This window comes from Streptococcus saliviloxodontae, assembly GCF_016908655.1.
GTDB lineage: Bacteria > Bacillota > Bacilli > Lactobacillales > Streptococcaceae > Streptococcus > Streptococcus saliviloxodontae.
The window spans coordinates 82,131-95,603 of the sequence record NZ_JAFBEI010000001.1 but is presented as its reverse complement, the minus strand read 5'-3'; the positions used below and the strand labels follow the sequence as shown (position 1 = coordinate 95,603).

Annotated in this window: 12 protein-coding genes; 6 read left to right on the top strand and 6 right to left on the bottom strand. The window is 39.0% G+C overall.

Annotation, left to right across the window (positions count from 1 at the left end; all coding sequences use genetic code 11):
* Window positions 1–409: 409 nt before the first annotated feature.
* On the bottom strand, window positions 410–949 hold the full coding sequence (locus tag JOC31_RS00450) for a CvpA family protein (RefSeq protein WP_205016251.1): 540 nt from the start codon (window positions 947–949) through the stop codon (window positions 410–412).
* Complete coding sequence (locus JOC31_RS00445) at window positions 946–1,275, bottom strand: hypothetical protein (protein ID WP_205016250.1); 330 nt, start codon at window positions 1,273–1,275, stop codon at window positions 946–948. Before JOC31_RS00445 ends, JOC31_RS00450 begins: the two co-directional genes overlap by 4 nt.
* 132 nt (window positions 1,276–1,407) lie before the next feature.
* Here JOC31_RS00445 and rnhC point away from each other — a divergent pair, with 132 nt between their 5' ends.
* The 4 genes from rnhC (at window position 1,408) to JOC31_RS00425 (ending at window position 5,981) form a co-directional block, all read left to right on the top strand.
* Window positions 1,408–2,307: a ribonuclease HIII gene (gene rnhC, locus JOC31_RS00440; protein ID WP_205016249.1), complete on the top strand. Its 900-nt coding sequence runs from the start codon at window positions 1,408–1,410 to the stop codon at window positions 2,305–2,307.
* Between the two features lie 12 nt (window positions 2,308–2,319).
* Window positions 2,320–2,913, top strand: coding sequence for a signal peptidase I (lepB, locus tag JOC31_RS00435; protein WP_205016248.1), 594 nt, complete (start codon window positions 2,320–2,322; stop codon window positions 2,911–2,913).
* Between the two features lie 72 nt (window positions 2,914–2,985).
* Complete coding sequence (gene recD2, locus JOC31_RS00430) at window positions 2,986–5,508, top strand: SF1B family DNA helicase RecD2 (protein WP_205016247.1); 2,523 nt, start codon at window positions 2,986–2,988, stop codon at window positions 5,506–5,508.
* Entirely contained in the window at window positions 5,505–5,981 is a 477-nt protein-coding gene (locus JOC31_RS00425; RefSeq protein WP_205016246.1) for a hypothetical protein, read from the top strand. Before recD2 ends, JOC31_RS00425 begins: the two co-directional genes overlap by 4 nt.
* Window positions 5,982–6,094: 113 nt before the next feature.
* Here the strand turns inward: JOC31_RS00425 and dinB are convergent, their stop codons facing one another.
* The gene (gene dinB, locus JOC31_RS00420; protein ID WP_205016245.1) at window positions 6,095–7,207 is read right to left on the bottom strand and encodes a DNA polymerase IV; all 1,113 of its coding nucleotides are present in this window, start codon (window positions 7,205–7,207) and stop codon (window positions 6,095–6,097) included.
* Window positions 7,208–7,469: 262 nt separating this feature from the next.
* On the opposite strand from dinB, the gene pflB reads away from it, so the two are divergent.
* Window positions 7,470–9,779, top strand: coding sequence for a formate C-acetyltransferase (gene pflB / locus JOC31_RS00415; protein ID WP_205016244.1), 2,310 nt, complete (start codon window positions 7,470–7,472; stop codon window positions 9,777–9,779).
* Window positions 9,780–9,867: 88 nt separating this feature from the next.
* Here the strand turns inward: pflB and JOC31_RS00410 are convergent, their stop codons facing one another.
* Together JOC31_RS00410 and JOC31_RS00405 are read right to left on the bottom strand one after the other, a co-directional pair.
* Window positions 9,868–10,791, bottom strand: coding sequence for a serine hydrolase domain-containing protein (locus JOC31_RS00410; RefSeq protein WP_386705160.1), 924 nt, complete (start codon window positions 10,789–10,791; stop codon window positions 9,868–9,870).
* Complete coding sequence (locus JOC31_RS00405) at window positions 10,791–11,540, bottom strand: CppA N-terminal domain-containing protein (RefSeq protein ID WP_205016242.1); 750 nt, start codon at window positions 11,538–11,540, stop codon at window positions 10,791–10,793. Before JOC31_RS00405 ends, JOC31_RS00410 begins: the two co-directional genes overlap by 1 nt.
* Before the next feature lie 115 nt (window positions 11,541–11,655).
* Between JOC31_RS00405 and JOC31_RS00400 the strand changes: the two genes are divergently transcribed.
* Entirely contained in the window at window positions 11,656–12,540 is an 885-nt protein-coding gene (locus JOC31_RS00400; protein WP_205016241.1) for a TSUP family transporter, read from the top strand.
* Between the two features lie 60 nt (window positions 12,541–12,600).
* Here the strand turns inward: JOC31_RS00400 and JOC31_RS00395 are convergent, their stop codons facing one another.
* Window positions 12,601–13,371: a trypsin-like serine peptidase gene (locus JOC31_RS00395; RefSeq protein WP_239551604.1), complete on the bottom strand. Its 771-nt coding sequence runs from the start codon at window positions 13,369–13,371 to the stop codon at window positions 12,601–12,603.
* Window positions 13,372–13,473 lie beyond the last annotated feature (102 nt).

The window sequence follows — 13,473 nt, the reverse complement described above, 5'->3', positions numbered from 1 at the left end:
ATTCTCATCGCTTTAAACATGCAAAAAGAGAGAACCAATCTGATTCTCTCTCGCTGCTGATTATAAGTCAACCCACTACAGTTGACAAAGAGCCAAAATAAGAACAGCCTGAGCTATTCTTATCTTGGAGATTATGAAAAGGTTTGTAGCTGAATTAGGAGGTTCAACTACAGAAAAGTTTTAGGATTGAATACAGTATAGCAAAGCTAAACTGCTAAAGCAACTAATATGCTCTCTTTTTTAGAATGATTTTTATATTAGATAAGGGTCATTCTAAAAAGCTTGTGAGAAAAATCTATTTTCTCAATAAATCAAGAAAATGGATATCAACCCAGTTAAATCGGTAGAGCACTTCTCCTAGGCTTTTAGTAAACGCCCTCACTCGCTATCACAAGATTACCTTCCTAGCTTAACCGACAGTCCAAAGCCCATGCAAGTAGGATGATAAGAAGGGAAAACTCTTGATCAAACTATCTATCAATATATTTTGAGATAGTGCATTCTGTATTGAAGCATAGGGTACTGCTGCTAGAATCATAAATACCATAACAAAACTAAAACAAGTGACTAGGAGGGATAAGCCTCCTGCAATACTGTTATTTAATAGAGATTCGTAAGGCTCTCCATTAAAGAAATGCAGTAAAACCCCTAATAATCTAAATATCAGATAGCTAGCCGTGTAAATAGCAAAAAAGGCAGCTGCATAGTAGTAAACCTTGTCTAGGTCAAAAATATCTACGGATTGGTAATAGTTTACTGTCGTACCTTCTGTTGCATTCGCATAAGGCAGCCACATGAACAAGACTTTACTTAAGGCCTTGTAATTAAGGGAGGCGATACCAAGCGACAGCAAACTAGCCAGGGTATAGTAGCTCTGTAACAAAATTCCCCGGCTATAACCGAGATAAAAACTCCACGCTAAACAGATGATAATAAGAAGGGTAATCATGCTTCATCCTCTTCTACTGCTTGCTCCACTTTTTCTTTTAGCCCTTCTAACTTAGAAGCCCTTAACTGATGAAGTTCTGCCTCCATCTTTTCGACATCAATTTCACGACTTAACTGCATCGATAAGGAATTGATGGCTAAGAGGATTGCCACCGTTTCATTGTCTGCATCTGGAACCCTCTTTTTGATATCTTCATATTTTTCACGCGCTACTTGTTCGACTTCTTCCATAAATAAGTTTGACTTCTCTGTTGTAAGTGTCAAATCCTTACTTCCAAACGTAAATTTATAGCGATTCATATTCTTTTTCTTTGTTTGACTTGTCATAAAAATACCTCACCGTTTATTATAACGCAAAAGAAGATTTTCGTAAATTAAGACCCTTGAGCAGGATTTCTTTTATGGTCTGATTAGACTTTTCACTCTAAATTTCGTCTTTTTTATGATAAAATAAATCCTATGAATACTTATGTTCTTAAACTTTCTGATGAAGAGATTGAGCTCCTTATCTCAAAACTATCTCCTCATCAAATCTCCAATAATAATCCTTATGTTCGCTTTGCAGCAAAACACCAAGGAGTTACTATTTTACTCTATACATCTGGTAAGGTTGTCTTTCAAGGACAACTTGCTCAAAACTTGGCAGCGTCTCTAGGTCTAGCTGAGGCACCTCAAACCGCTAAAGAAACCTCTAATCAAGATATGCCTCTTATCGGGTCTGACGAAGTTGGTAATGGATCTTACTTTGGTGGATTAGCTGTCGTTGCTAGTCTCGTGACGCCAGATGACCATGCCTTTTTAAGACATCTGGGTGTTGATGATTCCAAGAATCTTAACGATCGAAAAATTCGCCAACTAGCTCCTCTACTGAAAGAAAAAATCAAGCACCAAGCACTGCTATTATCTCCCAAAAAGTACAATGAAGTCGTAGGGGATGACAAGCCTTATAATGCGGTTTCTGTCAAGGTTGCACTGCACAATCAAGCGATTTTTTTACTCTTAAAATCTGGCATTAAAGCTGACAAAATTATCATCGATGCCTTTACTAGCCCTACGAATTACCAGAAGTATTTGCAACAAGAGACCAATCACTTTGAACAAGCTGTTACTCTAGAAGAAAAAGCAGAAGGCAAGTACTTAGCCGTGGCAGTCTCTTCCATTATTGCTAGAGATTTGTTTTTAGAGAACCTAGAGACACTTTCTCGTGAGTGCGGTTATCAGCTGCCTAGTGGCGCAGGAAAACAGTCAGACACTATCGCAAGTCAAATACTTGCTGCCTACGGTATGACTGGACTCAATAGCTTAGCTAAACTCCATTTCGCAAATACGCGTAAGGCACAACAATTACTCCTAAAATAAGAAAGATACAATATGAAACAGTTTTTGAAAGAATGGGGAATTTTCTCTATTATCATTATTGTCGCTATTTTAACTCGCCTTTTTGTTTGGTTTCCAGTGACTGTTGATGGACACTCTATGGATCCAACATTAGCAGATGGCCAGCGTCTTATCGTTGTCAAAACAACGTCTCTACAACGCTTTGACGTTGTGGTCGCAAAAGAGACCGAAGATGGTACTACCAAGCAGATCGTAAAACGTATCATTGGTATGCCTGGTGATACGATCAAATATGATAATGACACACTCTACGTTAACGGAAAAAAAATAACAGAAACCTATTTAAAAGACTACCTTGCAGCCTTTAAAAAGGACCAACTCCAATCGACGTATTCTTACAACAACTATTTCCAAGAGCGAGCAGCATCTTCGAGTGCCTTTACTACTGATAACAACGGAAATACTAGCTTTGAAGTAACTGTTCCAGCAGGTCAGTACTACCTTCTAGGAGATGACCGTATCGTCTCAAAAGATAGTCGCATGGTTGGTACCTTCTCGCGTAAAAATATCCTTGGTGAGGTGACATTCCGCTACTGGACGCTTGATAAATTCGGAACCATCAACTAATCACTCAAATACCATCATGCCTTCGGGGCTGGGCTCAGGTCCAGCCCCTCTTTTTAACACTAAAGGAGTATTATGTCCTACTTTTTTTCAGGTACGATAGACCGTATTATTTTTGAAAATGCTAGCAATTTCTTTAAAATTATTCTCCTCGAAATTGAAGAAAGCGACAGCGATTATGCTGAACCAGAAATCATTATCACTGGTACTATGGGAGACCTTTTGGAGGGTGAAGACTATACCTTTTGGGGTGAGCTTGTTCAACACCCTAAATATGGGCAACAATTAAAGCTAGAGCGCTATGAACGCTCAAAACCAAGCCAATCTGGACTAATCAAATATTTTTCTGGCGAACATTTTAAAGGAATTGGTAAAAAAACAGCTGAAAAGATTGTCGACCTTTACGGCGATGATCCTATCGATAGTATTTTAGAGGACCCTTCCAAACTGGATCATATCAGTGGTCTCTCTAAAGTCAACAAGGAAAAATTCATCGCTAAACTCAAACTAAATTACGGTACAGAACAAATTCTAACTAAGCTAGCAACCTATGGCATTACTTCCAAAATAGCTCTGCAAATTTTTAATCACTATCAAGAAGAGAGCCTCGACATCCTCCAACAAACTCCCTATCAACTGGTCGAGGATATCAAAGGTATCGGCTTTAAAATGGCTGATCAACTCGCCGAACAAGTCGGTATCGCCTCCGATGACCCTCAACGTTTCAGAGCAGCGCTACTTCACGTTCTTCTTGAGACCTCTCTTGAAGAAGGCGATACCTATCTTGAAGCTAGGCAACTTCTTGAACGCTCGCTCTATTTGTTAGAGGATAGCCGTCAAATCGAGCTAGATCCTTCACTAATTGCCAAGGAACTCAGCAACTTGATAGCAGAAGACAAGATACAGCATATTGACACTAAAATTTTTGACAATACCCTCTTTTACGCTGAAGAAGGTATCCACAAGCACTTGACACGTCTCTTAGAGACCAAAACAAGCCTATCTTTTTCAGAGCAAAAAATCGAGGAGACTATCGATAGTATCGAAGAAGATTTAAACCTCTCTTACGACAGTATTCAACGAGAAGCCATCCACAAGGCTTTATCCAACAAAGTATTTATCTTAACTGGAGGTCCAGGAACTGGGAAGACAACCGTTATCAACGGCATCATCGAAGCCTATGCACGTCTACGTCGGATCAATCTAAAAAAAGAGGAATCTCCTATTCTCCTCGCTGCACCGACCGGGCGAGCCGCTCGCCGTATGAATGAGCTAACTGGCCTCCCTAGTGCTACTATCCATAGACACCTGGGATTAACAGGGGACAGTGATGATTTTCAAACCTTGGATGATTACTTGGATGCTGATCTTATTATTGTTGATGAATTTTCGATGGTTGATACTTGGTTAGCCAATCAACTCCTCTCAGCCATCTCTTCAAATACCCAACTCATCATTGTCGGAGATAGTGACCAACTCCCTTCTGTAGGACCTGGACAAGTCCTAGCCGACCTCTTAAAAATAGCTGAGCTGCCTCAAATTGCTCTTACCAAGATTTTTAGACAATCGGATGATTCAACTATCGTAACGCTAGCCAGTCATATCCGACAAGGGCAATTACCTCATGATTTTAGGGACAAAAAAGCTGACCGCTCCTACTTTGAAGCAAATGCTAACGTTATCCCAAACATGGTCGAAAAAATTGTTCAATCAGCCATCAAAAGCGGGATTTCTCCATCTGAAATTCAAATCTTGGCACCTATGTACCGTGGACAAGCAGGTATCAACAATCTCAACCAACTACTGCAAGATCTTATCAATCCACTTGACGACTCCGTCGAATTTCTCTTTAACGAAACACGTTTCAGAAAAAACGATAAAGTTCTTCACCTCATAAACGATGCCGAGTCTAACGTCTTTAACGGCGATATTGGATACATCACAGACCTCATTCCTGCCAAATACACCGAGTCTAAACAAGATGAAATCTACCTTGATTTCGATGGCACAGAAGTCATCTATCCTCGTAACGAATGGTCTAAAATCACTTTGGCCTACGCCATGTCCATCCACAAATCCCAAGGATCAGAATTTCAAGTTGTCATCTTACCGATTACACGACAAAGTGGGCGTATGCTCCAACGTAACTTGATTTACACTGCAATCACACGTTCAAAAAGCAAACTCATCCTTCTTGGAGAATACCAAGCATTTGACTATGCTGTTCAAAATGAAGGAGCAAAACGTCGTACCTACCTTATTCAACGTTTTCAACCAGATGATACACCATCTCAGGAAAGCTCAGACCAACTTATCCACAGCGATGTGGATAAACCTTCTGATAAAGAGCCCCAAAATAACCCTCAAATAGAAACAAAAACGGTAAAAGAACCTTATTATGACAAGGATTCTAACAATGATAGATCTAACGAAGAAATTTATTCACAGCTTGTTGATAACTCAGTGGATAAGTCTGTGAATTCTGTTAATAAACCAACTGAATATCGACTCTCTGAGGAAAACTGGTCCTCTATCGATCCTTTGATTGGACTAACTCAGACTGATTTTGATCTCTTTTTTAGAAAGGATAACATATGATTCCTAAAACAAAAGCAAAGCTAAAAAAACACCTAACCACAACATCTATTCTGACACTAATCCTTAACCTATTGATTTCCTTGATTGCCCTTCTCAATATCATCGGACTTGTCTACATCGCTACACAGAGTGATGCTCAGCTTGCGCAGATCTATGATCACTCTACCCTATCCACTATCCGAGAAGCTCAGACCTTCTGGACCTACTTCCAAGCTATCTGCGTTCTAGTACTCTATATCCTAACCAGTCTCTTTCTAGCCATAAACCTACGACGCTTAAAAACAGATAAATCCATCTCCTTTCTCCCTTATTATCTCGGATTTCTGCTGACTGTAGTAACCACTGCTCTAGTGATATACAGTATCCTTTCAGGTCAATCGACTCCCCACATTAGTAACTTTGTTGCTCCAGTCCTATTCACAGCTCTCTACAGCTACGGTTATCAGTGTAGTAAAGCCTATCTAAAGAGCTAATCCTTCTATTTTCAAAGACTCACTAAAAACGATTACGTTAGCGAGTTAGTATCTTAATCATTTTCTTTAAAATGACAAAACCGAGTTTGAATCACCAATCCAAACTCGGTTTTTTAAGGTTTATCACTGATATGATCAAGTAGATTCAAGTCTTGAGTTTGTTCTTCAAGAGAGGTAGCAGTCACTCCTAACAATCGAATGCCTGATTGATTGTCATCTAATTCATCGTAAATGGCATGCGCTTGACGCTCAATCACCTCAAAAGACTGTGTTGCTTGTTCGATGCTATGACGCTTGGTCAGTGTTGAAAAATCAGAGTAACGGACCTTAATCACAATGCTCTTGGCAAGTTTTTGATGAGATACTAGCAAATCAACCACACGCTTAGCATTTTTACTCAACTCAGCCTTAATATCCTCATCTGAAAAGAGTAATTTAGCGTAAGTCCTCTCACTACCAATAGATTTTCGAATACGATTGACCTTTACTGGAGAATTAGAGATGCCTCTGGCCTTACGATAAAGCTCATACCCAAAACGTCCAAAGCTATCAATCAGTCGACTTTCTTCAACCTGCTGCAAGTCCTCACCTGTAAAGATTCCCAGCTTATGTAATTTATGAACGGATTTACTGCCCACACCATGAAATTTCTCTATCGGTAGGCCTGCTAAAAACTCTTCAGCTTCACCAGGCAGAACAACCGTTAATCCTGCTGGTTTTTGAAAATCACTCGCTAGTTTTGCTAAAAATTTATTATAAGAAACCCCTGCTGAACAAGTCAGGTGCAGCTCCTTCCAGATATCATGCTGAATTAACTTGGCAATTTTAACTGCCGAGCGGCTGCCCAGCTTATTTTCAGTCACATCCAAATAAGCCTCATCAATCGACATAGGTTCTACCAAATCAGTATAGCGTTTAAAAATCTCTCTGACTTGATACCCAACTTCTTGATACTTGGCGTAATTTCCTGAAATAAAAACTGCCTGAGGACATCTCTCAAAGGCTTCCTTAGAACTCATCGCCGAATGAATACCGTATTTTCTCGCTTCATAATTACAAGTCGAAACGACACCCCTACCACCTGTTTTTCTAGGATCCGTAGCTATGACCACTGCCTTCCCTGCCAATTCAGGATTGTCTCTAACTTCCACCGCAGCAAAAAAAGCATCCATATCAATATGAATAATTTTTCGAGATGTATCATTAACTAAGGGAAATTCTAGCATGATCGCTCCTACAATCTGTTTCTACGACTGAATTTTCTCACCTTATCAGTGGAAAAGATAACATAGTTAGTATTATATAACATTTTGATAGGTTATACTATTTTCTAATATTTATAATACAGTTAATTTATTTTACAGAACTGTATTATAAAAGAAAGTCAAATAATATGCTCAAATCTATTTGTGTAAACGCTTACTGTATGATATACTGTATTTGTAAATATAACAGTTTGTTTGTTACTAAAAGGTAAGGAGAAATGTCATGGCAACTGTCAAAACTAACACTGATGTTTTTGAAAAAGCTTGGGAAGGCTTCAAAGGTACTGACTGGAAAGAAAGAGCTAGCGTATCTCGCTTTGTTCAAGCTAACTACACACCTTATGATGGCGATGAAAGCTTCTTGGCTGGTCCAACTGAGCGTTCACTCAAAATCAAAAAAATCGTCGAAGAAACGAAAGCTCACTACGAAGAAACTCGTTTCCCATACGATACCCGCCCAACATCAATCGCTGATATCCCAGCTGGATACATCTCAAAAGAAGATGAGTTGATCTATGGTATTCAAAATGATGAGCTATTCAAACTCAACTTCATGCCAAAAGGTGGTATCCGTATGGCAGAAACTGCTTTGAAAGAAAACGGCTATGAGCCTGATCCAGCAGTTCACGAAATTTTCACAAAATATGTGACAACTGTTAATGACGGTATCTTCCGTGCTTACACTTCAAATATCCGTCGTGCTCGTCACGCACACACTGTAACTGGACTTCCTGATGCCTACTCACGTGGTCGTATCATCGGGGTTTATGCACGTCTTGCCCTTTATGGTGCTGATTATTTGATGCAAGAAAAAGTTAACGACTGGAACGCTCTTTCAGAAATCGATGAAGAATCAATCCGTCTTCGTGAAGAAGTTAACCTTCAATACCAAGCACTTGGTGAAGTTGTTAAACTTGGTGACCTTTACGGTGTTGATGTTCGTCGCCCAGCTGAAAACGTTAAAGAAGCTATTCAATGGGTAAACATCGCGTTCATGGCTGTATGTCGTGTTATCAATGGTGCCGCAACTTCTCTTGGACGTGTGCCAATCGTTCTTGATATCTTTGCAGAACGTGACCTTGCTCGTGGAACATTTACAGAAAGCGAAATCCAAGAATTTGTTGATGATTTCGTTATGAAACTTCGTACTGTTAAATTTGCTCGTACAAAAGCTTATGACCAATTGTACTCAGGTGATCCAACATTCATCACAACTTCTATGGCTGGTATGGGTAACGACGGTCGTCACCGTGTTACTAAAATGGACTACCGTTTCTTGAACACACTTGACAATATCGGTAACTCACCAGAACCAAACTTGACAGTTCTTTGGACAGATAAATTGCCATATTCATTCCGTCGCTACTGTATGTCAATGTCACACAAACACTCTTCAATCCAATATGAAGGTGTAACAACAATGGCTAAAGATGGTTACGGTGAAATGTCATGTATTTCATGTTGTGTATCACCACTTGATCCAGAAAACGAAGAACAACGCCACAACATCCAGTACTTCGGTGCTCGTGTTAACGTTCTTAAAGCTCTTCTTACAGGTCTTAACGGTGGTTACGATGATGTTCACAAAGACTATAAAGTCTTCGACATTGAGCCAGTTCGTGATGATGTTCTTGACTTTGATACTGTTAAAGACAACTTCGAAAAATCACTTGACTGGTTGACTGATACTTACGTAGATGCCCTTAACATCATCCACTACATGACTGATAAATACAACTACGAAGCCGTTCAAATGGCATTCTTGCCTACACACCAACGTGCTAATATGGGATTCGGTATCTGTGGTTTTGCGAATACTGTCGATACTTTGTCAGCTATCAAGTACGCTACTGTTAAACCAATCCGTGACGAAGATGGTTACATCTACGACTACGAAACAATCGGTGAATACCCACGCTGGGGTGAGGATGATCCTCGTTCAAACGAGTTGGCTGAATGGTTGATTGAAGCTTACACTACCCGTCTTCGTAACCACAAACTTTACAAAGACGCTGAAGCAACTGTATCACTTCTTACAATCACATCTAACGTTGCTTACTCTAAACAAACTGGTAACTCACCAGTTCACAAAGGGGTTTACCTCAACGAAGACGGTTCAGTAAACTTGTCTAAACTTGAATTCTTCTCACCAGGTGCTAACCCATCTAACAAAGCTAAAGGTGGTTGGTTGCAAAACTTGAACTCATTGGCAAGCCTTGACTTCTCATATGCAGCTGATGGTATCTCACTTACAACTCAAGTATCACCACGTGCCCTTGGTAAAACTCGTGATGAACAAGTTGATAACCTTGTGACAATCCTTGATGGTTACTTCGAAAATGGTGGTCAACACGTTAACTTGAACGTTATGGACCTTAACGACGTTTACGAAAAAATCATGTCAGGTGAAGATGTTATCGTTCGTATCTCTGGATACTGCGTAAACACTAAGTACCTCACACCAGAACAAAAAAATGAATTGACTCAACGTGTCTTCCACGAAGTGCTTTCAATGGACGATGCTCTAGCATAATCATTTGCTATTAAGTCATCAGTTGATACTACAATAAAAAACGAGTAGCTAGAGTTAATCTAGCTACTCGTTTTTTATTTTAAATATATTATAACAACTCAGTTTTGATCAATTCAATCAACTGGTCTCTTTTGCTGATCCAATACTTACGATCATCATAAAAATAAGTACGATTCGTTAAAAAGATAGCAGCCTTTTGTTCTAGCCTATTAATCAAGACAAACGTCCCTGTATAGCCTGTATGGAGCAACCAATCTCCTTGTAAATCCCAAGCCAAGCTACGCTCCTTATCTGATAAAGAATAGTTTTGGATTAAGCCTTCTGCAAACGAATCTTGTAGATAATGATCTACAAATTTCTCCAAATCTGCGATAGTTGAAAAAAGACCTGCTGATCCTGTATGCCTTCCTAATACCCTCGCCTTAGGATCGTGAACAAGACCTGCACTCTGACCCTTAACAGTAGGAACAGCATTCTTTATAGGTCCAAACGACGTCTCTGTCATCTGCCAAGGAGTAAAGATACGCTCTTGAAACAAGACATCTAGCGACTTACCATACAAAGTCTCCAACATCAATCCCAATAGGATAAAATTGATATCTGTATAGAGAAAGCTTTTAGGAGAGTTGACCTTAATCTGATTGATTGCTGCAATTAATTGCTCTCGATTCAGCTGATCTCTATTAGGAATAAAAGGATCGATTCCAGATGCATGGGTTAGTAATTGCCTAATAGTCAGATGAGAATCATGAAAGGCAGGGTAATAGGTCTGTAAGGGTTCATCAAGAACAATAGTCCCTTCTTGAACCATAAAAATCAATAAGGTCCCTACTCCCACCACCTTAGAAACACTAGCCAAATCATAAATTAGACCTGATGTAACAGGTTGATATTCATCTTGAGTTCCAAAATAGAGCTCAGACCACTTACCATCTTGGTAGCAGGCCAGACTAGCTCCTGGATAAAGATTTTCTTGGATATGACTGTTAATGAGTTGCTGCGTTTTATCCATCATTTACTAAACCATAGCTCGATACGAGACGGGTCGGACAATACAAGAATTGTCTCTTTTTTATCCATATAAACTGCTATCCCTTTAGCATCAAAGTAATCTTTGATAGCCGTTAGGTCTGCTCCAGATTTTAGTTTAAATTCAAAGATTTCCAAATCCCACGTCACATTAGGCTCAACTGCCAAATCTTCCCCTTCACGTTCAGTAAATGACACATTGAGTGGTAAACCATCAGCAATCAAATCATTGTAAAAAACAGCGGTTTCCTGAGATGGGATATTTAATTCAAATCCATCAAAAGAAAAGTCTGCTAATCCTTGGAAGCCTTCAATTGCCTTGAAATCACGATCAGACGTTACCTCTAAGTTAGAATAATCATCTTCAGCATGCAACAGTACGTGGTCACCTTCTGGAGATACTACTTCAAAAGCATAGCCCTTAACTCCCTTAAAAATAGCAGTTGCCTCAACACCATTAGCCAACAAGGCTTCTATAGCAGCCGCATTCGTCTTCAAACGCATACGAGATAATTTTTTAACGCCATCCTTCACTGCTCGTGTTCGCATTGAAGGAGATTCCTCAATAATGAATTGACGCTCTTTATTTTCCCAACCTGTTAAAATGGCAATAGCATTTTCTTCATAAGTCAAGTGTAATCCAAGGTTTTCTTGATAAAACTCAATATTCAAGTCACGGTTATTCACACGAATAAGCGGTGTGTTCAAAAAGACATTTTCAAAAATAGACATCATTTCCTCCAATCCCTACTATTGTAATGCAAATTACTTGATTTGACAAATGATTATGGGTTTATCATTTGTAATTATTGTTTACGAACATCCTATTTTTTTTTATAATGGTAGAATGACTAATAATTTTATTTTACATTTTATCCAAATTCTTTTGATTTTTTTGATTATCTTTATCTTTGCAACTATTCTCTTGCATGCGCGTAAGGAAAAAATCAATCTCAAGGAAAAGTTTTGGACAGGTTTTTGGATTGGTCTTGTGACTGATTTGCTCGATACACTAGGTATAGGAACCTTTGCTACTTCAACAGCCCTATTTAAGGCAACTAAATTAGTTGATGATGACCGCAAGATTCCTGCAACCTTAACAACAGCACACATTATTCCAGTCCTTACAGAAGCCTTGCTATTTATCACTATTGTTAAAGTTGACATCACTACCTTGGCTTGTATGGCTGTTGCCTCTTTTTCAGGAGCTTTTGTTGGAGCTAGAATCACTAAAAATTGGAATACAAAACAAGTACAACGTATTTTAGGAATCTTGTTGATTATCGCCTCCATCATCATGGTCTATCGCATGATTACCAATCCAGGAGCTGGTAACTCAGATGCTATACGTGGCCTATATGGTATCTGGCTTATCGTCGGGATTATCTTTGACTTTATCATCGGTATGCTCATGACTATGGGACTCGGTAACTATGCTCCAGAATTGATTTTCTTCTCACTCATGGGAATCAATCCTTCCATTGCCCTCCCTGTTATGATGCTTGATGCTGCTATGATTTTAACAGCAAGCTCACGTGAATTTATCAAATCAGACCGTGTTAACTGGCCTGGTGTTCTGGGAATTATCATCGGTGGAGTTATCGGCGTTCTAATTGCAGCGCTCTTCCTCAGCAGCCTAGATATCAATAACCTCAAAATTTTAGTTGTTTTTATTGCTATCTTTACAGGTGTAACACTGCTACGTTCTTCTTTCAAGAGACAGTTACACTAAAATATACAATAAAAGAGGTTCAGTACAAATTGTACTGAACCTCTTTTATTGATATGGATATCAATAGAAATTGACGTTATAAATACCGTTTGGCGCAAGCAAGTTATTATAAATATCATTTGTTAAAGGAGTAAAGAGAATATTTGATGTTGCATTTTCAATATTTGTTGCGACACCGACAATCTCACCATCAACAACAATCGGTGAACCTGATTGACCATTCACCCCTTTGATATTTGTAGTCACTAGGCCATCAGATCTAACTCCTGTGATAGTACCTACTTCATACTCCCAACGTCCCCAAAGATTCAAACTGTTGCTAACAATCGTAAATTGCTTACCAACTAAAGAACGTAGATTAGTATACACTGCCATTCTTACTTGATTTGTGTCAATTTGCTGTGTTTTATTACTAGCTTGAGCAATCTTAACCAAAGCAATATCACGTTTAACATCACGATTTCCCGTGTAACCAGGCATCACGATAAAAGGATTACTGTATGATGTTTTTGTAATCTGAGAAGCCTCATAATAAGGAGAAGCATCTCCCCAAACAGCCACACCCGATGTTGTCTGAGCTGTCACTTGACCGGTGGCATTATCTGCAATACCATGTGCAGCTGTCAATAACAGATTCGGTGCTACTAAAGCAGCCGAACTTTTCTTATTAGAACCACCAACATTTACTTGTAAGTAGTGGGAAATATTGTAAGGATAGCTATTTCTCATCGAATCATCCGAAACATGGGTTGTTTCAGCACTAACAAGAGACGACAAAAAGAGCAAGACTACAGTAGTAGCCAAACCTAATGTTTTTGCAATATATTTCATAAATCATACCTCCTAAATCTAATTATAGCATAACCATATGTCAATGTAAACGCTTTTTATTTATATTTTTTGTTTTTTCACACTTTTATATCATTTTTTTGT

What these genes read in the sequence shown, in the direction of transcription:
- JOC31_RS00450 (WP_205016251.1), bottom strand. Translation starts at nt 949, where the DNA reads ATGATTACCCTTCTTATTATCATCTGTTTAGCGTGGAGTTTTTATCTC.
- JOC31_RS00445 (WP_205016250.1), bottom strand. Translation starts at nt 1,275, where the DNA reads ATGACAAGTCAAACAAAGAAAAAGAATATGAATCGCTATAAATTTACG.
- rnhC (WP_205016249.1), top strand. Translation starts at nt 1,408, where the DNA reads ATGAATACTTATGTTCTTAAACTTTCTGATGAAGAGATTGAGCTCCTT.
- lepB (WP_205016248.1), top strand. Translation starts at nt 2,320, where the DNA reads ATGAAACAGTTTTTGAAAGAATGGGGAATTTTCTCTATTATCATTATT.
- recD2 (WP_205016247.1), top strand. Translation starts at nt 2,986, where the DNA reads ATGTCCTACTTTTTTTCAGGTACGATAGACCGTATTATTTTTGAAAAT.
- JOC31_RS00425 (WP_205016246.1), top strand. Translation starts at nt 5,505, where the DNA reads ATGATTCCTAAAACAAAAGCAAAGCTAAAAAAACACCTAACCACAACA.
- dinB (WP_205016245.1), bottom strand. Translation starts at nt 7,207, where the DNA reads ATGCTAGAATTTCCCTTAGTTAATGATACATCTCGAAAAATTATTCAT.
- pflB (WP_205016244.1), top strand. Translation starts at nt 7,470, where the DNA reads ATGGCAACTGTCAAAACTAACACTGATGTTTTTGAAAAAGCTTGGGAA.
- JOC31_RS00410 (WP_386705160.1), bottom strand. Translation starts at nt 10,791, where the DNA reads ATGGATAAAACGCAGCAACTCATTAACAGTCATATCCAAGAAAATCTT.
- JOC31_RS00405 (WP_205016242.1), bottom strand. Translation starts at nt 11,540, where the DNA reads ATGTCTATTTTTGAAAATGTCTTTTTGAACACACCGCTTATTCGTGTG.
- JOC31_RS00400 (WP_205016241.1), top strand. Translation starts at nt 11,656, where the DNA reads ATGACTAATAATTTTATTTTACATTTTATCCAAATTCTTTTGATTTTT.
- JOC31_RS00395 (WP_239551604.1), bottom strand. Translation starts at nt 13,371, where the DNA reads ATGAAATATATTGCAAAAACATTAGGTTTGGCTACTACTGTAGTCTTG.